Annotated in this window: 20 protein-coding genes and 1 tRNA gene; 11 read left to right on the forward strand and 10 right to left on the reverse strand. The window is 39.7% G+C overall.

Going from position 1 to position 20,071, the window contains the following annotated elements:
* The first annotated feature begins 10 nt into the window (after positions 1-10).
* From rimK to ALPR1_RS04930, 6 genes are all read left to right on the forward strand, one after another.
* Entirely contained in the window at positions 11-919 is a 909-nt protein-coding gene (gene rimK, locus ALPR1_RS04905) for a 30S ribosomal protein S6--L-glutamate ligase (RefSeq protein WP_008198869.1), read from the forward strand.
* Positions 916-1,854 carry a hydroxymethylbilane synthase gene (gene hemC / locus ALPR1_RS04910; protein WP_008198871.1) on the forward strand — a complete coding sequence of 313 codons (939 nt, stop codon included), beginning with the start codon at positions 916-918 and terminating at the stop codon, positions 1,852-1,854. Before rimK ends, hemC begins: the two co-directional genes overlap by 4 nt.
* The gene (locus ALPR1_RS04915; protein ID WP_008198872.1) at positions 1,854-2,699 is read left to right on the forward strand and encodes a peptidylprolyl isomerase; all 846 of its coding nucleotides are present in this window, start codon (positions 1,854-1,856) and stop codon (positions 2,697-2,699) included. The genes hemC and ALPR1_RS04915 overlap by 1 nt, the downstream gene beginning before the upstream one ends.
* Positions 2,671-3,606: an SDR family oxidoreductase gene (locus ALPR1_RS04920; RefSeq protein WP_008198874.1), complete on the forward strand. Its 936-nt coding sequence runs from the start codon at positions 2,671-2,673 to the stop codon at positions 3,604-3,606. Before ALPR1_RS04915 ends, ALPR1_RS04920 begins: the two co-directional genes overlap by 29 nt.
* Before the next feature lie 63 nt (positions 3,607-3,669).
* A complete protein-coding gene (locus tag ALPR1_RS04925; protein WP_008198876.1) occupies positions 3,670-5,055 on the forward strand; it encodes a sodium-dependent transporter in 1,386 nt (461 codons plus the stop codon).
* 184 nt (positions 5,056-5,239) lie between these two features.
* Entirely contained in the window at positions 5,240-5,833 is a 594-nt protein-coding gene (locus ALPR1_RS04930; RefSeq protein WP_008198878.1) for a porin family protein, read from the forward strand.
* Positions 5,834-5,888: 55 nt separating this feature from the next.
* Here the strand turns inward: ALPR1_RS04930 and ALPR1_RS04935 are convergent, their stop codons facing one another.
* The 6 genes from ALPR1_RS04935 to ALPR1_RS04960 all read right to left on the reverse strand — a co-directional run bounded on the left by ALPR1_RS04935 (position 5,889) and on the right by ALPR1_RS04960 (position 12,752).
* Positions 5,889-7,067 (reverse strand): hypothetical protein, encoded by a 1,179-nt coding sequence (locus tag ALPR1_RS04935; RefSeq protein WP_008198880.1) that lies wholly within the window; start codon positions 7,065-7,067, stop codon positions 5,889-5,891.
* Positions 7,064-8,203, reverse strand: coding sequence for a hypothetical protein (locus tag ALPR1_RS04940; protein ID WP_008198882.1), 1,140 nt, complete (start codon positions 8,201-8,203; stop codon positions 7,064-7,066). The genes ALPR1_RS04935 and ALPR1_RS04940 overlap by 4 nt, the downstream gene beginning before the upstream one ends.
* On the reverse strand, positions 8,196-9,389 hold the full coding sequence (locus tag ALPR1_RS04945) for a DUF4221 family protein (protein ID WP_008198883.1): 1,194 nt from the start codon (positions 9,387-9,389) through the stop codon (positions 8,196-8,198). The genes ALPR1_RS04940 and ALPR1_RS04945 overlap by 8 nt, the downstream gene beginning before the upstream one ends.
* 101 nt (positions 9,390-9,490) lie before the next feature.
* Positions 9,491-10,198 carry a gluconate 2-dehydrogenase subunit 3 family protein gene (locus tag ALPR1_RS04950; protein WP_008198885.1) on the reverse strand — a complete coding sequence of 236 codons (708 nt, stop codon included), beginning with the start codon at positions 10,196-10,198 and terminating at the stop codon, positions 9,491-9,493.
* 3 nt (positions 10,199-10,201) lie between these two features.
* The gene (locus ALPR1_RS04955; RefSeq protein WP_008198886.1) at positions 10,202-11,944 is read right to left on the reverse strand and encodes a GMC oxidoreductase; all 1,743 of its coding nucleotides are present in this window, start codon (positions 11,942-11,944) and stop codon (positions 10,202-10,204) included.
* Between the two features lie 127 nt (positions 11,945-12,071).
* Positions 12,072-12,752: an arylesterase gene (locus ALPR1_RS04960; protein ID WP_008198887.1), complete on the reverse strand. Its 681-nt coding sequence runs from the start codon at positions 12,750-12,752 to the stop codon at positions 12,072-12,074.
* A gap of 240 nt (positions 12,753-12,992) precedes the next feature.
* On the opposite strand from ALPR1_RS04960, the gene ALPR1_RS04965 reads away from it, so the two are divergent.
* Together ALPR1_RS04965 and ALPR1_RS04970 are read left to right on the forward strand one after the other, a co-directional pair.
* Positions 12,993-13,670, forward strand: a complete 678-nt coding sequence (locus tag ALPR1_RS04965) for an ABC transporter ATP-binding protein (RefSeq protein ID WP_008198888.1) — start codon at positions 12,993-12,995, stop codon at positions 13,668-13,670.
* Positions 13,663-16,185 (forward strand): ABC transporter permease, encoded by a 2,523-nt coding sequence (locus tag ALPR1_RS04970; RefSeq protein WP_008198889.1) that lies wholly within the window; start codon positions 13,663-13,665, stop codon positions 16,183-16,185. The genes ALPR1_RS04965 and ALPR1_RS04970 overlap by 8 nt, the downstream gene beginning before the upstream one ends.
* Before the next feature lie 170 nt (positions 16,186-16,355).
* On the opposite strand, the gene ALPR1_RS04975 is transcribed toward ALPR1_RS04970, so the two are convergent.
* The 4 genes from ALPR1_RS04975 to ALPR1_RS04990 form a co-directional block, all read right to left on the reverse strand.
* Positions 16,356-16,598: a GIY-YIG nuclease family protein gene (locus tag ALPR1_RS04975; protein WP_008198890.1), complete on the reverse strand. Its 243-nt coding sequence runs from the start codon at positions 16,596-16,598 to the stop codon at positions 16,356-16,358.
* Positions 16,599-16,642: 44 nt separating this feature from the next.
* A tRNA-Leu gene (locus tag ALPR1_RS04980) sits at positions 16,643-16,724 on the reverse strand.
* A gap of 158 nt (positions 16,725-16,882) precedes the next feature.
* Positions 16,883-17,182, reverse strand: a complete 300-nt coding sequence (locus ALPR1_RS04985; RefSeq protein ID WP_008198891.1) for a putative quinol monooxygenase — start codon at positions 17,180-17,182, stop codon at positions 16,883-16,885.
* Positions 17,179-17,955, reverse strand: a complete 777-nt coding sequence (locus tag ALPR1_RS04990; protein ID WP_008198892.1) for an SAM hydrolase/SAM-dependent halogenase family protein — start codon at positions 17,953-17,955, stop codon at positions 17,179-17,181. Before ALPR1_RS04990 ends, ALPR1_RS04985 begins: the two co-directional genes overlap by 4 nt.
* A gap of 103 nt (positions 17,956-18,058) precedes the next feature.
* Between ALPR1_RS04990 and ALPR1_RS04995 the strand changes: the two genes are divergently transcribed.
* The 3 genes from ALPR1_RS04995 to ALPR1_RS05005 are packed head-to-tail and all read left to right on the forward strand — an operon-like array spanning position 18,059 to position 20,054.
* Positions 18,059-19,054: a PhoH family protein gene (locus ALPR1_RS04995; RefSeq protein ID WP_008198893.1), complete on the forward strand. Its 996-nt coding sequence runs from the start codon at positions 18,059-18,061 to the stop codon at positions 19,052-19,054.
* Positions 19,017-19,451, forward strand: a complete 435-nt coding sequence (locus tag ALPR1_RS05000) for a GNAT family N-acetyltransferase (RefSeq protein ID WP_008198894.1) — start codon at positions 19,017-19,019, stop codon at positions 19,449-19,451. Before ALPR1_RS04995 ends, ALPR1_RS05000 begins: the two co-directional genes overlap by 38 nt.
* 30 nt (positions 19,452-19,481) lie before the next feature.
* On the forward strand, positions 19,482-20,054 hold the full coding sequence (locus ALPR1_RS05005) for a DUF3575 domain-containing protein (protein WP_008198895.1): 573 nt from the start codon (positions 19,482-19,484) through the stop codon (positions 20,052-20,054).
* The last annotated feature ends 17 nt before the right edge of the window (positions 20,055-20,071 follow it).

Genomic DNA, 20,071 nt, shown 5'->3' on the forward strand with positions numbered 1-20,071 from the left:
AAACATTCCCATGAAAATCGCTATCCTTTCGAGGAACCCAAATTTATATTCCACCAAACGCCTGTATGAGGCAATAGTGGAAGCTGGTCATGTGCCAATGATTATCAACCATAGTGTTTGTGATTTGATCATTGAGCAAGAGGGGCCATCCATCATCTATAAAGGAGAGAAAATTACCGATGTAGATGCGATCATTCCGAGGGTAGGTGCTTCGGTAACCTTTTACGGAACGGCTGTAGTAAGGCAATTTGAACTCATGGGGGCTTTTTCGGTGGTAAACTCTCAGGCGATTGTCCGAAGTAGGGATAAGTTGAGAAGCTTACAGATTTTATCCAAAGCTGGCTTAGGAATGCCTAAAACAGCATTTACTAATTTTTCAAAAGGCGGAGAAAAGCAAATCATAGAACATGTAGGAGGGGCACCTTTAATTATAAAATTGCTGGAAGGGACCCAAGGTCTTGGGGTAGTTTTGGCAGAGACAAAAAAGGCAGGTCAATCAGTTATTGAAGCTTTTCATGGCCTAAAGGCAAGGATCATTGTCCAAGAATTTATAAAAGAGGCAAAAGGTGCCGATATTCGCGCTTTCGTAGTGAATGGTAAAGTCGTTGGTGCGATGAAGCGTCAAGGAGCAGAAGGAGAGTTTAGATCTAATTTGCATCGAGGTGGAATGGCCACAGTGATTAAACTATCCAGGGCGGAGCGATCTGCAGCGTTGAATGCAGCCAAAGCTTTGGGCTTGGACGTTGCCGGAGTGGACATGCTTCAATCTGCCCGCGGACCGTTAATTTTGGAAGTTAATAGTTCTCCAGGTCTGGAGGGAATAGAAAAAGCTACAGGTCTGGATATAGCAGGCGAAATAATAAAATTTATAGAAGTAGGAGTCAATAAGAAGACTTCAAATACAATCAAAAATCAATGAGTAAATTGATCAAGATCGGTACCAGAGGTAGTAAACTAGCTCTCTGGCAAGCATATTATGTGGAGGAGTTGCTGGTGAAAGCCGGGTTGAAAGCTGAAATTGTGATTATCGATACCAAAGGTGATCAGATTTTGGATGTTTCCATTGCTAAGATTGGCAGCAAGGGTGTTTTTACCCAAGAATTGGAAGATCAGCTTCTTGACGGTAGGATCGATATTGCTGTACACAGTGCCAAAGACATGCAGTCAAATCTCCCTGAGGGATTTGAAATTATAGCATTTACAGAGCGAGAAACAGAGAATGATGTATTGGCTTCCCACAAAAAGGATATTGATCTTTCCGGTGCTTCAAAACCTCTTACTCTAGGAACTTCTTCTACCCGAAGGGTGGCCACGCTTAAGCATTTCTACCCACATGTGAAGACTGTGGAAGTGAGAGGAAATTTACAAACCCGGATTCGAAAAATGGAAGAAGGACTTTGTGATGCACTATTGCTTGCCTATGCGGGAGTTCACCGAATGGGCTATGATGAAATGATTGCTCAGAAACTGGACTTGAATGAATTTACGCCGGCAGTGGGACAGGGTTCAGTGGCTATTGAAGTAGCTGAAAAACTTGACCCTGAGGTGAAAAAACAGATTATTGATGCATGTAATCATACGGAGACATCGCTGAAGCTTCGGGCTGAAAGGGCTTATTTGAGAGTCTTGGAAGGCGGATGTAGTATTCCGGTTTTTGCCTTGGCAACAATGGAAGGCGAGGAAATTAAACTGAAAGGCGGTATCGTTAGTCTCGATGGTTCCGAAAGGATTTCTCTATTGGTTTCTGGTTCTGCTTCAGATCCGGAAAAAATAGGTAAGCAATTGGCTAAAGAAGTCTTTGCGGCTGGAGGAAAGGTTATTCTGGATCAAATCAAATCAACATTAGGAAAGTAATGCGTACTCTAACATCACTTCTTTTACTAGTAGCACTGAGTTTCACTTTTTCCTGCTCAAGTAATAAGGATTCAATTGCTACCATCCATACAGAATATGGAGATATCGTGGCTGTGTTCTTTGATGACACCCCTAATCATAAGTCTAATTTTATCCAACTTGCCGAAGAAGGACGCTTTGATTCCACGGAATTTCACCGGGTGATGAAAGGCTTTATGGCACAAGGAGGAGATGTGTTTACCAAAGAAGGTTTACCTCCGGCAGTTTGGCCTACCCAAGCGCATGAAATCAGACCCAATCATTTTCATAAAAGAGGGATGATTGCCGCGGCTCGTCAGCCAGACGGAATAAATCCAGAAAAGAGGTCTAATGGTTCTCAGTTTTATATCGTATTAGGGCAAGTTTACACAGAGGAAGAGCTATTGGTAGATCTGAGCAAGTTGCAGCCTGCATTTATGAAATACATACAATTGGGCAGCCAAGAGGATTTGAAAAACGAATATATGAGGCTCTATGAAGCGGAGGAATTTGATAGTCTGACCACTTTGTTGATTTCTAAAAAAGATGAAATCGAGGAATCACTAAATATCAATGTGTCAAAGGAATTCTCAGATGAGCAAATCCAGGCCTATACTACTGTGGGAGGAACCCCTCATTTGGATGGAGAGTATACCGTTTTTGGACAAGTGCTGGAAGGTATAGATGTGGTAGAACGAATAGGTGACCAGCCAACAGGTTTCAGAGATAAGCCGACTGAGCCTATCTATATGTCTGTCACTGTAGAAAAAATGTCCAAAAAGCAAATCGAAAAAAAATATGGGTACAAATACCCCGAAAGTAAATAAAAAGAAGCTTTTCATTACGGGAGTCAATGGCTTGCTTGGTCAAAAGCTAGTGGCTCAACTGTTGGAAAAAGATGAATTCGAAGTCATTGGATGTGGAAAAGGTGAAAGCCGTTTGCCATTCGGTGGGTTCAAATATGTCTCTCTGGATATCACTGATGAGGCGAAGGTTCAGGAAGTTTTATCGGAAATAAAGCCAGACATTTTGATTCATGGAGCTGCCATGACCAATGTGGATGAATGCGAGTTGAATCAGGAAGCTGCATATGATGCCAATGTCAATGCTACTTCCTATTTGTTACAAGCATCTGAGAAATTGAATACACATTTCATCTTTGTTTCCACTGACTTTATTTTTTCTGGTGAGGAAGGACCTTTGGATGAAGAAGCTATTGCAAAACCTGTCAATTACTATGGTGAGACCAAGCTAAAAGCAGAGCAATTGGTCATGAATTCTACTTTCAAATGGGCTATTGCCAGAACCGTGTTGGTGTTTGGGATTGCTCATGATATGAGCCGTTCCAACATCATTTTATGGGTTAAGTCATCCTTGGAGTCAGGTAAGAATATTCAGGTGGTGGATGATCAATATCGAACGCCTACATTAGCGGAAGATTTAGCAGCTGGGTGTATATTAATTGCTGAGCAAGGAGCTGAAGGAGTATATAATATTTCAGGTTCAGACTTTATGACTCCATACGAAATGGCGATCATGACGGCAGATTATTTTGACTTGGATAAATCCCTAATTGCCAAAGTTGATTCAAAAATCTTTACACAGCCTGCAAAAAGACCTTTAAAAACTGGATTTATCATAGAAAAAGCTCGAAAAGAGCTTGGTTATCAACCGAAAACTTTCCGAACGGCAATTGGTATTTTAGCAAAACAAATTATCTTAGCCAGCTCGTAAAACTGGGTGAATTTCCCAAATAGTTACTTTAGTATCACTCAAATTTAATTCAATAAAATAATTATGGCAGCAAGTCCAAACACCGAAGAAAGAGGTCAGTGGGGGTCAAGCCTCGGTTTTATCATGGCCGCGGCAGGTTCGGCAGTAGGTCTGGGGAATATATGGAGATTTCCATATTTAGTAGGTGAAAACGGAGGAGGAGCCTTTGTTTTTGTATACATCATCTGTGTTCTTTTAATCGCACTTCCATTGTTGTTCAATGAAATTGCTTTAGGTAGAAGATCTGGTAAGAATCCTATCGGTGCTATTAGAGAAACCGGAGGAAATAAATTTTGGCAATCTGCAGGCGTACTTTGTGTATTAGTCTGCTTTTTTGTTTTTAGCTACTATTCAGTGATTGCTGGATGGACAGTTGGATACATTTTTACAGAAATCATCAATATTCCGATTGATTTCGAAGTGTTTGTGGAGACACCATTGTATGTGATTCCTTTGACCTTCATTTTCATCATGATGACGATTTTGATTGTGCTAGGAGGGGTTTCCGGAGGAATTGAAAAAGCCTCTAAATTCTTGATGCCAGTCTTATTCATCATCATTATTTTCATTGCGGGAAGATCTGTGACATTAGAAGGTGCCCAGGCTGGTATCGAATATTATTTGACGCCAGACTTTGCGAAGATCAACCCTACGGTGATTCTTCAAGCGCTAGGACAAGCCTTTTTCTCCATGTCTGTTGGATGGGGTCTGATGATTACTTTCGGGTCTTATTTGCCTAAAAAATCTAATATTATCCAGTCTGCGGGTTGGATTGCAGGTATGGATACATCAGTAGCTCTTTTGGGTGGTTTGATGGTATTCCCCGCTTTATTTGCCTTGCTTCCTGGGAAAGATCCAGCGGCTGGACCAGCCTTGGTTTTCGACGTTTTGCCTAAAGTTTTTGACGCGATGCCAGGTGGAAATATCATTGGAGGTTTATTCTTTATCCTTTTGATGGTAGCGGCCTTGACATCTACTATTTCCATGTTGGAAGTGCCGGTGGCTTATTTGATCGATGATAGAAAATGGGGACGTAAAAGATCCACTTGGACTGTGGGAATCGCAGCAATGGCACTTTCTGTTCCATCCGCGTTATCTCAAATCCCAGGTAATTTCTTCCATAATTTCCATTTGAATTTCTTCGGAAACAAGTTGGAAGGCTTTTTCGGAATCATGGACTTTGTATTCGGTACCTTCGCAGTGATTGTGATTTGCTTGATGCTGAGTTTATACACGGGTTGGGGTCAAAAAATCTCGGATTATGCAGATGAATTGGCTTCTGGTGCTCCTGGATTTAAAGGTCCTTTCCGTTCTGGTTGGATGTTCTTTATCAAATGGGTTTGCCCATTGGTGATCATTTTATTGATCTTAAATATGGTAGGCGTGTTTGGTGATCCTCAAGCTGCATAAGATTTAATTTACATACTAGTCTATTTAAGAGGCTGTCTCGGAATGCTATTTATAGCCAGACTGAGACAGCTTTTTTTTTGCGTAATTTTTTAAGAGAGTGAATTCGCTGAAATAAAATGGCAGGGGAATTGTTAATTTATTTAAAAAACCTGCGTTAGTATTTTCTAAACCAACGATAGCTAGCATGAAAAAACTTCTTTTTACCCTCGCCTTTTTGAGTTTTGCCCTAGTCGGGTGTTCTCAGGATTTTGCCATTGGACCCAAAGTAGGGATTAGCCAAAGCAAACTGGATCTTTCAAAAGAACATTTCCAATCTGGAGATGCTAAATTCGGATACCATGTCGGTATTTTCGGAAGAATCGGACTTGCAGGTTTCTTTGTTCAGCCAGAGGTTTTGTATACCCAGACGAAAGCAACATTTTCTTTTGATAATATGGGGACAGAGCCAAGAAGTGAGTATGAGTCTACCTTCAATAGACTGGATGTGCCCATTATGGTAGGGTTTAAGTTATTTAACCTTCTAAGACTACAAGCAGGTCCCATCGCAAGTTTTGACGTGAATTCAGAGCTTAAAAATGCCGGGGATGATTTACAAGATGCAGATTTTAAAAAGTCAACGATAGGGTATCAGGCTGGTTTGGGGCTTGATATTGGAAATTTGATAATAGATGCCAAATATGAAAGTGCCTTAGGGAATATTTCTTCCAACGTGGGCTCCTATGAGACGGATCATCGATTGAATCAATGGATTCTTTCTCTAGGTTTCAGACTCTTTTAAAAATTGAAAAAATAAAATCCCGATAGAAATCAATCTATCGGGATTTTTTATGTCTTTATTTTTCGACTATTCTGGTTTTATAAATTACCGAATAGTCGTTTTCCGCTTCCGAAAAATTAAGGGAAAACCAAACCTCATCTTTTGAAACAAATTTGTTTAAGTTTCCAAGGATTGAAGGCTTATGAATAGGCATGCTCAATTCGGAGCCATTAAAAATTACGAATCCCCCTTTATTTATTTTTCCGATTTCTTCCCATGGTTGTTCGCCATTTTCTTCGGCAACTGAATTCGCCTCGCTGTATTCTTCTTTGGTGATTCCACCTAAATAATCTACTAAGAAATGGTTGTCATCTATAACATGGATGCTGTTAATTGTTCCAGCATATAATTCACTGATTTCTATGTTATTGTTGACTTTGTCATCTTTCGGTTCATTTTGGACAAAGGTTTCAAAAGGCAATGTTTTCGTAGACCCTAATTGATTTAAATCGGATAAGGGATAGCCAAATATTTTTGGTTCATGTCGGTAGGAAATAAATAGACTGTCTTCGGATAAGGTCAGTGTTGGGTAATAAGAATAGAATTTATAAGCTTTTTCATTACTGCCGAATTTGGATGTGTTTGGGAATTTGATGGCAGGAGTGTATTCTTCTTTTTGGAGATCTAAAACCTCAACATGAGTTGATTTTGTCTGGTAATCTACCCCTTGCTGTCCGTATTCATTTGAGCCTCTTCCCGGAAGGTTGAGATAGACTTTTTCGTCTTTGATGAATAAATTATCCCTCCCGGAGATAATTATCTGAGCCATACCGGTAAAATCTGGTTTGTAATGTTTGATGAGCTTTCCCTGTAGCTCATATCGATAAACACCACCAGTAGTAGGAATTAAAAACTCCTCATCCGTAAGAAATTGATATAATCCATATAGCCTTTCCTTAAATTGATTTGGCCCTTCACCACTTAGTTTAAATCTTTCTAATATATCACCTTTATTATTTGACACGAAAATGCTGTCACTGTTTTGGTCTCTTAATAAGAAGGTTTTTTGATCAGGACTTACATCTTGTAATTCCATAGTGCCAAGATAATCGACAACAAGAGAATCATAAATTTCAAATTCTAAGGCTAGTTCTGAAAGAGGAGTGGCCGGCTTGGTTTCATCTTTTTCACCTGAGCAGGCAGACATACTTATCGCAGCTATTGAAAGAAGCAATAGGTGGTTCAGTTTTTTCATTTTTGCACCAATTGTAATTTGTAAAAAGTTAGGTATTCCTGCTCTTCGCCGATGTATTCGTCGTTTCGTAAAGCGAAAAATGGTTTGGCAGGATCCTCCATAGCAAAGAGTTGTTTGACTTTATTAGAAATTGGTATCTCATTCGACCAGCCTTTTTCTGTGTCGTAAACTTTGAAATAAGATTGGTTTAGAGCAATAAGTTTGGTGAAATCTTCAGGGAACTTGAATTCAAAGTTGCCAAAAACCTCTTCAGATATCCCTTGGGAATAGTGCACGACCATCAAATTCTTATTAGTAAATACCCCGAAAACATTTCCTTCGATCAATTTTTCGTAGCCATAACGTTCAGTTTTGTCTTTCAATTCTGGAGCTTCGATGAATTTGGAAGGGTTAAATTCTAGGGTCTCAATGTGCCTCCCTGAATCTAGTAGATTAAACCTGTGGATTTTGGGTTCATTATTAAAGTAAAGCAATAGATCATTGTCAGAAAGCGTAAATGAAATAGATGGTCTTTCGTAAAGCAGGCCTGTACTGAATTTTGAAGTGCCAGGAGTACGAATTAATGGACTGCTTTCTCCAGTAACAGGATTTAACTTTTCTAGTAAAAAACTTTCAGATAGATAAGTGTCTGTGTAAGGGCTTTCTTCATCTCTTCCAGGAAAGTGAATTATTATATTGTCTTGCCAAAACTCAAATGATTTCTCATCCATTAAGCCACCAAATGATTGGGATGGAAAGGGCAAGGCAATATTTCTTTTGACGGAAAGATCTTCCTCTAATTTATAATATGGGCCTCTATAATTACCGATGTAGGGATTTCCATCCGGATCAAATTTGACAGTGGAAATAAAGGAAATTGAATTAGGTCCGTCTTTGGCGAAAGTATGAGTGTTCAACACTTGCCCTTCATAATCGATTTTGATTAAAGTATTGGACTTGTAGTCATAGAGCAAACCCTTTCCGTCTCTAAAATCACCAGTAGAAATTTCCCCTAAATAATCCACCTGTATGGAATCAAGGATCTGCAGTTCCCATTCGTTAGAAGTCTGGGCGGATTGGGATTCTTTATTTTCTTTAGTAGCGCAGGAAAGGAGTGAGAGGGTTAAAAAGAGATTTAAAAAGCCTTTATTATTCATTTTCAACTAGTTTCATTTTATAAATTCTCAAAAAATCTTCTTCTACTTCTTCATCCTTTTCTTTTTCCATCCATAAATACCCTCCAGCTGATACAAAACCATCTTTATTGATGTATTCGGGTAACATCAGGTTTTGCTCCAGCGCAAGCGTGTTCTCATCAAAGATTAATACGCCTTGATTGAGTTCAGACTCTAATTTTTTATACAAAGCTTCTGCTTCTTCTGACTTTCCTTGTTCCCAAAGTGCTTCCGCCTCTGATATTTTAGCAGGGTCATGACCTGGATAATAATGGAGAAGAATTTTCCCTTCGGTCAAATGGATATTCCTAATAGCTGGAGTCCCGCCGTTGATGGTGATGGTGCCTTCTGCAAATTGAGCAAAATCCTTTGGCTCTAATTCTTGAAATCCGGGGATAGTGAAAGAAATAACTGTGTCTAATTCAACTGCTGTTTCGGAAAGATTATAAACATTTAGCTTTTGCTCTGCTCCTAAACTGATGTATAGCTTTCCATTTTTTGAAGTAAAGGCAGGAGAGTAATCGCTTTCATAATAGCCTGTGCCATTTAAAAACATACTTCCTTCCTCAAAAGGGACGATCTCTGTTAGTTCTTCGGATTCAGGGTTGATTAGTTCCAATGCTCTGAAAGAATCGTAAAACTTCGATTCTCCAGCAAAACTATCATGCATTCTTACTGATTTTGAGAGCAAGAAATCCTTCCCGTTTAATTTTGTGGTCTCCGTATGTTTCCCGGGGAAACTCATAAAACCCGCCCCGCCTAATGATTCTGGATGATCTAGTTTTTGAATCATATTGCCATCTAAATCATATATGAAAACCCCTTTCATACCCACTACTACCAATTGATCTGATTGGTAAAAACCAGGGATTTCCATCATAAAGCCATAGGCATCGGGAGTGTCCTCCGTTTTAGAGAATTGACTTTTAATGTTTCCTTTTCCATCCGTGACAATGATCCCCTTGCTGGCATAATCATAAAACAAGAGATTTGACCCATCAGGACTGACGTCGGCGATCAAGGGATTTCCTAAAAATTCCAGATCTACAGAGTCCTTGACTTCCCAGGTATAATCAGCTTTTTTGGAGATTTCTTCTTTTTTGCTTTCTGAGCAAGAGAAGAGAGCTATAAGAATTAAAAAACTGAAGGATTTAATAAAAGTGTTCATGTGGCTTAGTTTACTGAAAAATACTAAAATGTAAGTTGTTATAAAAAATAGCATAAAAAAAAGACCTCTAATTCTTGAAATTAGAGGTCTTTTAAATTTTTTTAACCGATTAGGTTACCTTCATCATCCCATTGAGCGACAATTCCTCGCTCTTCTGGTTTTAAATAAAGGGGAACATATTTTTCTGGTAACTTAAAACCATGTTTGTCCATTACTTCTTGTGGAACCCCATCCCAAACGTTAGGCTGGTTTCCTCTATAGTCAATGTACTTCCATCCTGCCTCGGTAGAGAAATATCCTGAGCAAGTTAGATCTCGAAGCATATTAAACCATTTGACAGCACCAGAGTATTCAGGAGCAGCCTTGTCTGGCCAAGCAACTAATTCTACAATCTCAATCACCTGATCATTACTGAGTTCAAGGAAAGGTTTCCCGAACTTTTCATCTGCTTCATAATCCAGCCACATTAAACCTCCTCGCATTGGGGTTTGGAAATGGGGCATGTCTTTCACGATGAATTCCATAAATTCAGGAACTTTCACTTCTGTAGCAGAAGGCGATTCCGAATCTTTTGGAATGATGATATCTACCAAAACGTCAAGTTTTTTCATCTCATCTTCTGTAAAGAAGGTTTCTGAAAGTAACTCTTGGTCTCTTTGGCGTTCCTCGTCAGTTCTATACCCTTTTGTGCCTCCAGTTAGCAATGCGTTCGTTGGAAGGGCTTGCTCTTCAGGCGAGCATCCAGTTAACATTAATCCTGTACCGAGCGAACCGGTAAAGAGTAATTTTAGGTTTTCTCTTCTGTTCATGGCTTAAATGTTTTTCTGTTTTAACTGATCCACAATGTAATCTGATGTTCTCCAGCTAAGTGCCAAAATGGTCCAGGTTGGGTTTTTGTCAGCTTGGGATACAAATGGTCCTGCATCTACTACAAAAACGTTGTCACAATCATGTGCCTGACAGTTAGAATTAACTACAGAAGTTTTTGGATCATTTCCCATACGGGTAGTACCAACTTCGTGAATGATTCTTCCTGGAGCATGAAGCCCATATTCAGATTCAGGTCCTGGCTTGGATCCCAATAGGATTGCGCCTGCATTGGTTAGAATCTCTTCAAAGGTGTCATGCATGTGCTTGGCTTGCTTCAATTCCTGATCACTCCAAGTGTAATTGAATTTCAATACAGGAATACCAAATTTATCTACTGTGTTCGGATCGATTTCGCAGTAATTCTCATGTCTTGGAATACTTTCACCTCTTCCTGACATTCCAAGAGTAGATCCGTAAATTCTTCGAACGTCTTTTTTCAAGCCTTCACCATACCCGCCATTTGGACTTGGTTTTCCAAATTCATCTTTCAGGTATTTTCTCATGGTGTCCATGCCGCCACCTGCACCGTACGAGGGTTGACCCATGCCTCCCCAGTACTCAATGTGGTATCCTCTGGCAAAATCTAGCTTTTTATTATCTCCCCACCAAGGTGTGTACATGTGCATGCCACCTACTCCATCTTCATTATATCTTTCTCGGTCCATAAGATCTGGCAAGATTCCCATTCTGTCAGCTCCAGTAGAATCATGAAGATATCTACCTAATGCATTAGAATCTCCACCGATTCCATTCGGATGTGACTTGGATTTGGAGTTCATCATGATTCTTGCAGACTCGCAAGCAGATGCTCCCAATACCACCACTCTTGACTTAAGTTTGTACTCTTTCATGTCAATTTTGCTGACAAAAGAGACTCCTGTTGCCTTTCCTTGGTCGTTAGTAGTTACTTTTCTCACCATGGAGTGGGTATATAAATCCACCTTACCTTTTTTCATGGCAGGGTGTACAAGGCATGTTCCTGCAGAGAAATCAGCATATACCTGACAAGCTCTATTACATTGCTTACAGAAAAAGCAAACTCCTCTTTCATTATTGATAGGTCTGGTCAACATAGAAAGTCTTCCAGGAATCATTGGCACATTTGCCTTATCAGCACCTTTCTTAAGGAAAAGTTCGTGAAGTCTTGGCTTTGGAGGAGGGAGGAAAAATCCATCAGGTTCATTGTAGATACCTTCTTTTGATCCAAAAACTCCGATCAATTTATCTACACGATCATAGTAAGGCTTGAGATCGTCATAGCCAATAGGCCAGTCTGTTCCCATTCCGTCAATACTTGCTCTTTTAAAATCATTTGGTCCAAAGCGAAGAGATATTCTTCCCCAGTGATTCGTTCTACCTCCAACCATTCTGGATCTAAACCAATCAAATCTAGTCCCATTGTTTCGGGTATAAGGTTCTCCATCGATGTCCCATCCACCAATGGCCGCATCAAAGTCTCCGAAAGGTCGAACCTTAGTTCCGGCTCCTCTTCTTGGGGATTCCCAAGGTGGCCTTAATTGAGTTCTATCTTCGTCTTTTGCCGGGTCAAAATCTCCACCAGCTTCTACTACTGCTACCGATAAACCGGCTTCAGAAAGAATTTTTGAGGCCATGCCACCTCCCGCTCCAGATCCAACTATGATTGCGTCATAGGTGTCTCCAGAAGATTTTATCTGAAAACTCATTTTTGAAATTTTTAATGAAGTTTAAAAATTACTTCAATTTTTTCGAAAATGAAATTTCAATTCCATAATGACGGATTATTTTTAATAAGCGGTGGATAAATTTGAATTTTCAGCACGATGCGAAAGACTAGACCTTCTCTTTTAAAATTTCCCAAACAGTTTCCGCAACAATTATATGGCCTTCTTCTGTGGGGTGAATTCCATCAGGTAAATTTAATTCTTTGATACCGCCGACATCCTGTAGTAAAAAGGGGATTAATTCTACGTCTTTTTCCTCGGCAACTTTAGGGTAAATAGCCTGAAACTCTTGAGTATATTCGATTCCCATGTTTGGAGGAATCTGCATTCCTGCCAAAATGATTTTTGTACTGGGGTACTTAGTTTGAACTTTGTCGATAATAGCTTCCAGATTTTTTTTGGTCTCAGCCAATTGGATTCCTCTTAAACCATCATTTCCACCTAACTCTAAAATAAAAATAGAGGGTTCGTCTTCCAGAAACCAATCAATTCTACTTAATCCACCTGCTGTAGTTTCTCCGCTAAGTCCTCCATTGATGACTTTGTAGTCTTTTCCTAAACTGTCCAAACGATCTTGAATTAACCCGGGAAATGCCAAATCCTGCTCTATCCCATAGCCTGCGGTTAAACTATTGCCGAAGAATAGGATAATCTTTTCGTCGGAGGCTACTTCCTCTTTCTCAGCCTTGGTTTCTGTTTGTACTGATTCTTTTTTCTCCTCTGAACAAGAAGAAAACAAAATCACTAATCCAAAAGAAAATAAGAATAGCCTGCTAAGTGGAAAGTTCATATTGATTAATTTATTGAGGTATAAAACTATTAACTCAAAAGGATTTTTTGATGGAAAGGTTCGGAAATTAAGCTGTTTTTAAGATTTTGAATCAAAGCGGAACTAATTGGCCGTAGGAAAAGGACTCCTAACTGCGCATTATTTGCTGATTAAGGGCATGATTGCTATCTTCCACCAACACTTTGAAGGGTTTACCGTTAAGTTAGGGCTAAACCTTTTATTCACGCCTGTTTTTCACCTATGAGCATTTTATCAGTTTCTGACCTGAGTAAGGTTTACCAAAGTGGCAGTAGAAAGCTTACTGTCTTAGATGATGTAACATTTAATATTGACCACGGAGAAATTATTTCTATCGTGGGGCCCTCAGGAAGTGGTAAGACCACACTTTTGGGACTTTGTGCTGGTCTGGATTCTGCCTCAACGGGTAGCGTCAGCTTGAATGGACAAAATCTTCAGTCTCTCAATGAAGATCAAAGAGCTGCTGTAAGAAATCAACATGTAGGGTTTATTTTTCAAAACTTTCAACTGTTGCCCACTTTGACCGCTTTGGAAAATGTGATGGTGCCTCTTGAATTGAAAAAAAGGAAAGACGCCCGATCCAAGGCTAAGGAGTTATTGGAAAAAGTAGGTTTGGGTGATCGATCTACCCATTATCCTACCCAGCTTTCCGGAGGAGAACAACAAAGAGTCTCAATTGCCAGAGCCTTTGCCAATGAGCCTAAAATTTTATTTGCAGATGAGCCAACAGGGAATTTAGACACTGAAACTGGTGAAATGATCGAAAGGTTGATTTTTGACCTGAATAAAGAACAGGGTACTACGCTAGTTTTGGTTACCCATGATTTAGAATTGGCAGCAAAGACCCAAAGAACCATTCATATTAAAGGAGGAAAAATACAGGAGGAAGCTGATGCCTGATTTCGGATGGATTATAAAGATGGCTTTGCGGGATTTCCGTAAAAACATCTCGCGCCTTTTACTTTTTGTTTCTTCTATTGTAGTGGGTATTGCCGCATTGGTGGCGATCAGCAGCTTTGGAGAAAACTTAACCTCAGATATTGATAATCAGGCCAAAGAATTATTAGGGGCTGATTTGGTGCTTGAAAATAATCAACCACTCGGCGATCAGCCATTGGATACCATGGCGATTCAAAGTGCCACGGAAGTGAATTTTGCCTCTATGGTGGCCTATCCAAAATCTGGGGCAAGTAGGTTGACTCAAGTAAGAGCATTGGAAGGAGAGTTTCCTTTTTATGGGATATTGGAAACAATTCCTGTATCAGGTGAATCTGACTTTCGAAATGGTGGAAAAAAAGCCTTGGTAGAAAAAGCCTTAATGGCTCAATTTAATGCTCAGGTTGGAGATGAAATAAAAGTAGGAGAGGTCCTGTTTACTGTGGTTGGAGAACTGCAAAAAGTGCCAGGTCAAACGGGAATTACTGCAACTGTCGCTCCCGCTGTTTACATTCCCAAAGCCTATTTAGAAGAAACAGGTTTAGTTCAATACGGTAGTAGAGTTAATTACAATCGCTATTATCAATTTGAACCAGGTACGAATGTGGAAGAATTGATTGAGCCTTTCCAAGATCAATGGGATATTGATCGGGTGGATGCAGATACTGTAGAGGATAGAAAACGATCTACCGGAAGGTCTTTTGGGAATATGGCAGACTTTCTAAGCTTGGTTGCATTCATCGCACTTTTATTGGGTTGCGTGGGTGTAGCTAGCGCAGTTAATGTCTTTGTCAAGGAAAAATTAGCTTCTGTAGCCGTGTTGAGGTGTTTAGGGGTTTCTTCCCGAGATGTATTGCTCATCTACCTGACAGAAATAAAAATCATGGGCTTGGTGGGAGCTCTATTAGGAGCTTTTCTAGGAACACTTCTTCAATATATTTTGCCAGTTGTATTTGCCGACTTTTTACCTGTAGAGGTGAGTTTTGGTATTTCTTGGATCTCCGTCGGCTTTGGGGTGATAACCGGGCTATTCGTTGCCGTGTTATTTGCCATGTTGCCACTATTGAAAGTTCGGAATGTTTCACCCATGGCCACTTTAAGGCCAGAAACAGGTGATTCAACCCTGCTAAAAGATCCACTTCGTTGGCTAGTAATAATAGGTATTCTAGGTTTTATTTTTGGTTTCAGTTTCTTCCTTTTGGATCGCTGGACCATGGCCTTAGGTTTTACAGCTTTCGTGGTTTTTGCCTTCGGAACACTCTGGGGCATTGGGCAGCTGATTATGTGGGCTGTCAGGAAATTTTTACCAATTTCATTTGAGTATACCTTGAGGCAGTCTTTGGCCAACCTTTATCGACCAAATAATCAAACAGTATCTCTAATTGCTACAATTGGACTGGGCACAGCGATGATTAGTACTCTGTTTTTCTTGCAAAATCAATTGTTAGAGGAAGCCAAATTTGCTGATAAAGAAGATCAGCCAAATATGTTATTATTCGATATTCAGAGTTCGCAGTTGACAGAGGTGAAAGATAAAATCCTTTCAAGGGATTTGCCGATCATGCAGGAAGTGCCGATTGTCACCATGAACCTTGATGAAATTAATGGAATAGATAAAATAGAAAATGAAGAGCTTCCAGAGGAGGAAGATTATTCTAGATGGATATACAACCGTGAGTTTAGAGTGACTTATCGGGATACTTTGATCTCCTCAGAGACTTTGACAGATGGGGAATTGATCCCAGTGGGAGTTAGGGGAGATAGTGTTTTTGTTTCCTTTGAGAAAGGTTTTGGAGAAGGTAATGGAATTAAGCTCGGTGATGAGATTGTGTTTAATGTGCAAGGAAGGCCCATTAAAACTTATGTAGGAAGTTTTAGGGATGTGAAGTTTACCCAAGTGTCTACCAATTTTCTTGTTCTGTTTCCAACTGGAGTTCTGGAAGCTGCTCCAAAATTCCATGTGTTGATTACCAAAACAAGAAATGACCGGGAAGCAGCAGATGTACAGGCGGATGTTGTGAGGGCTTATCCGAATGTTTCCATTATCAATTTAGGAACCATTGTAGAAACCTTGGAGGAGATCCTAGGGAAAATCAGTTTTGTGATCCAGTTTATGGCATTCTTTAGTATTGCTACAGGAGTTTTGGTATTGATCAGTTCACTGATTATCAGTAAATATCAAAGAATGCGTGAAAGTATCTTGCTCCGGACTTTGGGTGCAAGTTCCGCTGTCGTCAGTAAAATAAATACCTTGGAATACTTCTTCTTGGGTAGCCTCGCCTCACTTTCAGGTATTATTTTGTCCTTTCTAGCCACTTGGTTGCTAAGTGAATTCCTGTTTGAAATTCCATTCCGTGGAGCCTGGGGAGCGGCCTTGATCCTTTATCTCTCAATTACTGTTTTAACGATTGTTTTGGGATGGCTAAATGGACGAAAAATCATCAATAAAGCCCCAATGGAAATTTTGAGAGGGAATTAAGAAATCAGAAAGCAAAAATCAGAATTCCGAACTAATTGGAAAGGCTCGCAGAAATGTGAGCCTTTTTTATTTGGAATATGGATTATGTGTAAAAAGAAAAAGCCCGCTTTTCAGCGAGCTTTTGTACCCAGGGCCGGACCTGCCTGCCGGCAGGCAGGGTCGAACCTATGTTAGAGAAGAGATTTAAGGTATTCTTTACCTATTCCACTTTTAAGATATTTCTCTCTTGCCCTAGCTTCCGTTCTGGTTTTTAACTCTTCAAGGTAGATTCTGACAAAAGGTGCATAAGGCTTTGTGGTCCTGTTATATCCTTTGTTGTGCTCCTCTAATCTTCTTTCAGGGTTGTTGGTTAGACCTACATATATGTAATTCCTGGAAAGGCTTTTTAGCGCATAGACAAAAAAAGTTTTCATTCCTAAATTTAAAAAGAAAAAGCCCGCTTTTCAGCGAGCTTTTGTACCCAGGGCCGGAGTCGAACCGGCACGCCCGAAGGCATTGGTGTTTGAGACCAACGCGTCTACCAATTCCGCCACCTGGGCAGGTGCAATAAACCAAGGTGTTTAAGACTAATGTCTACCATCCCGATTTTATCGGGACCGCCATCTGGGCTATTGGTAAATCTTGATTTCTCAAGATCTCGGCCCGTCACTTCCGTAACGGGATGCAAATATGAGTAAAGAATTTTTTTTCTACAAATTCATTTTTCTACTTCCTGCAAAAAAATTGAACTAAATGCCATTGGTTTATCCTGGAAAAGAGCTTTTGTAAACTTCCATACGGATTTAAAAAGCTCAGAATCACGGTATTGGTTCAGGTGTGCCTCACTTTCCCATTGACTATGGGTAAGAAAAATATTTTTTTGATTTGGGTCTTGCCAAAGCTCTAAATGTTGGCAGCCGGGAAAATTTCGGATGGATTTCTTATGTAATTCAAAGTTTTGAAGGAAATCTTCTACTTTTTCCGGTTGGAATGCCATACGTACAATCCGGATAATCATGCTTCTGAATTAAAGCTTACGTACACCACGCTATCCAACTTCAATCCTAATAATTCCGCACCATTCCCCAGATTGATTCCTATTTCCAATAGGTTTAAACTGTTGAAAAAAGCAAAGCAATCTCCAGGCTCCACTTGCTCATATCCTTTGTCCAACTTATTCAAGGATTCTCTTCCAAATTCAATGGTAAAAGAGCCCGGGTTTAATTGTTCAAAAACCTCTTTTTTGATATTTGTGATCAAGTTACCATATCGGTCCACACGGATCACATGTCCTATGATTTGTTCGCGAGTAGCCTTGGCTTGACGGGACATTAACTTGCGGAAATTGGTCAATGGGCCTCCAAAATCATGGATCGCCGCTCCACTTGCCACTTTAGCAGCTATTGGCGCCAATATATCCTTAGCGGGGAAAGTCGTGTCTTTTAAATGGATGTCAGCAAACTGAACCATAATTCCCGGCTCATGATCTGCCAATAAGCTTAGAATTCCATTGTTAGGGCCGATGAAGATGTGTTCTTCAAGTTTGATTCCAATGTAACCTTGAGTAAATGTGCCAGAGGTATTGATAGCCACCAAATGCACCGTTCCCTTAGGGAAATCACGAAAAGTTGATCGAAGGACAAAGGCTGCATGGGCAATGTCAAATGATTCAATTGAGTGAGATATATCGATGATATTCAATTGAGGATTAATAGCCAGCATTTTGGCTTTTACAGCGGGTACGTAGTAATCTTGGTTTCCAAAATCAGATAGGAATGTCACCAAAGCCATAGGAGCATGTCAATTAAAATTGTGTACTTTTGTTATAAGAGCTGTGGACAAAAATAGAAATTTATTTGTTCGCCTTTAGGATAATCTAATCAAAGAAAACAGATTGGTAGAAAAAGTAATCACTTTAGAAAATGTGCCGTTGGCTGAGTTTTTAGGTACTGCCAACGAAAATATCAAACAGATCGCTAGGGCATTCCCCCAAAGTAAAATTATTTCTAGGGGAAATGAAATTAGAATCAAGGGAGGAGCTCCTGAGATTTTAAGGATCAATGATGTGCTAAACCTGCTTTTAGAGCATTTAGAGAGGTTTGGGCATCTTACGCCGGAGAACGTCAAGGATTACCTTGATGTGGAAGGAGTGCCTTTTGAGGAAGCGTCCAAAGATCAAGTGATCGTGTTTGGTAATAAAGGCCTAGTCATCAAACCTAAGTCTCCAAATCAAAGGAAACTGGTAGAGTCTGCCATGAAAAATGATTTGGTTTTTGCTTTGGGACCTGCAGGTACCGGTAAAACTTATATTGCCGTTGCCTTAGCGGTAAGAGCTTTGAAAAACAGAGAAGTCAAGCGGATCATTATAACCCGACCAGCGGTAGAAGCCGGAGAAAATCTAGGGTTTTTGCCCGGAGATCTTCAGGAAAAGTTAGATCCTTATTTAAGGCCTATTTATGATGCCTTATCTGATATGGTTCCATCCGAAAAGTTGAAATTTTATCAGGAGACGCGAGTCATAGAAATCGCCCCTCTTGCTTATATGAGAGGTAGAACCTTACATGATGCGTTTGTATTGCTAGATGAGGCTCAAAATACCACGAGTGAACAAATCAAAATGTTCCTCACGAGAATGGGACCTAATTCAAAAGTGATCATTACAGGGGACCAGACTCAGGTAGATTTGCCGGTTAGACAAAAGTCGGGACTTTCCGAGTCACTTAAGATCTTAAACAATGTCAAAGGCATCGGGATTGTCAATTTGAGTGGAAAAGATGTTATCAGGCATAAACTGGTGAAATCTATCATTGAAGCTTATGAAAAAGATCAATCAGAAAAAGACCGTCTAAAGAATGAAGGTGGAAGTAAGAAAGATTACGGAAGAGCTTGATTTTAAAGAAGCTTTTTCCATCAGGGAAAAAGTATTTGTTCTAGAGCAAAAAGTAAAAGCAGAAGATGAATATGATGAATTCGAAGATTCCTCAACTCATTTTCTGGCGATTCTAGACGAAGTGCCTGTCGGTACTGCTAGGTGGAGGATTACTGATAAAGGAGTGAAGCTAGAGCGCTTTGCCGTGCTTGGACAATCTAGAGGAAAAGGTGTAGGAAAAGCATTGGTTCAAAAAGTTTTAGAAGATATAGATGCCAGCCCAAAAGCAACTGGAAAAACAAAGTACTTGCATGCACAGTTAAAAGCAGTGCCATTGTACAGTTCATTTGGTTTTAAGGAAATAGGTGATATTTTTGAGGAGTGTAATATTCTTCATCAAAAAATGAAAAAGGCCTAAAAATCGTGTTGAAATATTAAAGATAATAATATGAAAAAATCAATTTTTACACTTGCATTGTTTTTTACTTTCTTAGGCTCAAATATGGCACAGGAAGTAATATCTAGTAGCTCTGGTAATAACTATACAAATGATTTTACGAATGAGGTTCATGTGAATTTCCTGAACCTGATTATGTTGGGCTCATTTGAAGTTGGGTATGAGCGTTATTTGGATCATGATCATTCCTTGGAATTTAAGGGTTTTATCAATGATCGGTTCAATATTAATAATGAGAAAAAAGGGAAGAAATATAAGACCAATTCAGTCCAGGTGTCTATGAATTTCTACTTTGGAGGAAGTGAAAAAGGAAGAATTTTCTTGTTTCCTTTAGCCAAATTAAGGTTTGGAGATTTTGAAGAACCAGGTGATAATGGGGAGATAGTAACGACGGATATGAATTCCTTTATTTTGGGAGCAGGCGCTGGTTACAAATGGGAATTATCCAAAAATTTTGCTTTTGGGCCTTATGCCAGCATTGGTAGAAATTTCAGTGATGAAGTTACAGAGCGATTTGCATCTATAGAATATAACTTGGGTTTTAACCTAGGGTATAGATTCTAAAACATTAATAAATAATA

It is taken from the genome of Algoriphagus machipongonensis (assembly GCF_000166275.1).
Classification (GTDB): domain Bacteria; phylum Bacteroidota; class Bacteroidia; order Cytophagales; family Cyclobacteriaceae; genus Algoriphagus; species Algoriphagus machipongonensis.

What these genes read in the sequence shown, in the direction of transcription:
- ALPR1_RS04925 (WP_008198876.1), top strand. Translation starts at nt 3,670, where the DNA reads ATGGCAGCAAGTCCAAACACCGAAGAAAGAGGTCAGTGGGGGTCAAGC.
- ALPR1_RS04940 (WP_008198882.1), bottom strand. Translation starts at nt 8,203, where the DNA reads ATGAATAATAAAGGCTTTTTAAATCTCTTTTTAACCCTCTCACTCCTT.
- ALPR1_RS04920 (WP_008198874.1), top strand. Translation starts at nt 2,671, where the DNA reads ATGGGTACAAATACCCCGAAAGTAAATAAAAAGAAGCTTTTCATTACG.
- hemC (WP_008198871.1), top strand. Translation starts at nt 916, where the DNA reads ATGAGTAAATTGATCAAGATCGGTACCAGAGGTAGTAAACTAGCTCTC.
- ALPR1_RS05005 (WP_008198895.1), top strand. Translation starts at nt 19,482, where the DNA reads ATGAAAAAATCAATTTTTACACTTGCATTGTTTTTTACTTTCTTAGGC.
- ALPR1_RS04950 (WP_008198885.1), bottom strand. Translation starts at nt 10,198, where the DNA reads ATGAACAGAAGAGAAAACCTAAAATTACTCTTTACCGGTTCGCTCGGT.
- ALPR1_RS04970 (WP_008198889.1), top strand. Translation starts at nt 13,663, where the DNA reads ATGCCTGATTTCGGATGGATTATAAAGATGGCTTTGCGGGATTTCCGT.
- ALPR1_RS04930 (WP_008198878.1), top strand. Translation starts at nt 5,240, where the DNA reads ATGAAAAAACTTCTTTTTACCCTCGCCTTTTTGAGTTTTGCCCTAGTC.
- ALPR1_RS04955 (WP_008198886.1), bottom strand. Translation starts at nt 11,944, where the DNA reads ATGAGTTTTCAGATAAAATCTTCTGGAGACACCTATGACGCAATCATA.
- ALPR1_RS04915 (WP_008198872.1), top strand. Translation starts at nt 1,854, where the DNA reads ATGCGTACTCTAACATCACTTCTTTTACTAGTAGCACTGAGTTTCACT.
- ALPR1_RS05000 (WP_008198894.1), top strand. Translation starts at nt 19,017, where the DNA reads ATGAAGGTGGAAGTAAGAAAGATTACGGAAGAGCTTGATTTTAAAGAA.
- ALPR1_RS04965 (WP_008198888.1), top strand. Translation starts at nt 12,993, where the DNA reads ATGAGCATTTTATCAGTTTCTGACCTGAGTAAGGTTTACCAAAGTGGC.
- ALPR1_RS04935 (WP_008198880.1), bottom strand. Translation starts at nt 7,067, where the DNA reads ATGAAAAAACTGAACCACCTATTGCTTCTTTCAATAGCTGCGATAAGT.
- ALPR1_RS04975 (WP_008198890.1), bottom strand. Translation starts at nt 16,598, where the DNA reads ATGAAAACTTTTTTTGTCTATGCGCTAAAAAGCCTTTCCAGGAATTAC.
- ALPR1_RS04990 (WP_008198892.1), bottom strand. Translation starts at nt 17,955, where the DNA reads ATGGCTTTGGTGACATTCCTATCTGATTTTGGAAACCAAGATTACTAC.
- ALPR1_RS04945 (WP_008198883.1), bottom strand. Translation starts at nt 9,389, where the DNA reads ATGAACACTTTTATTAAATCCTTCAGTTTTTTAATTCTTATAGCTCTC.
- rimK (WP_008198869.1), top strand. Translation starts at nt 11, where the DNA reads ATGAAAATCGCTATCCTTTCGAGGAACCCAAATTTATATTCCACCAAA.
- ALPR1_RS04985 (WP_008198891.1), bottom strand. Translation starts at nt 17,182, where the DNA reads ATGATTATCCGGATTGTACGTATGGCATTCCAACCGGAAAAAGTAGAA.
- ALPR1_RS04960 (WP_008198887.1), bottom strand. Translation starts at nt 12,752, where the DNA reads ATGAACTTTCCACTTAGCAGGCTATTCTTATTTTCTTTTGGATTAGTG.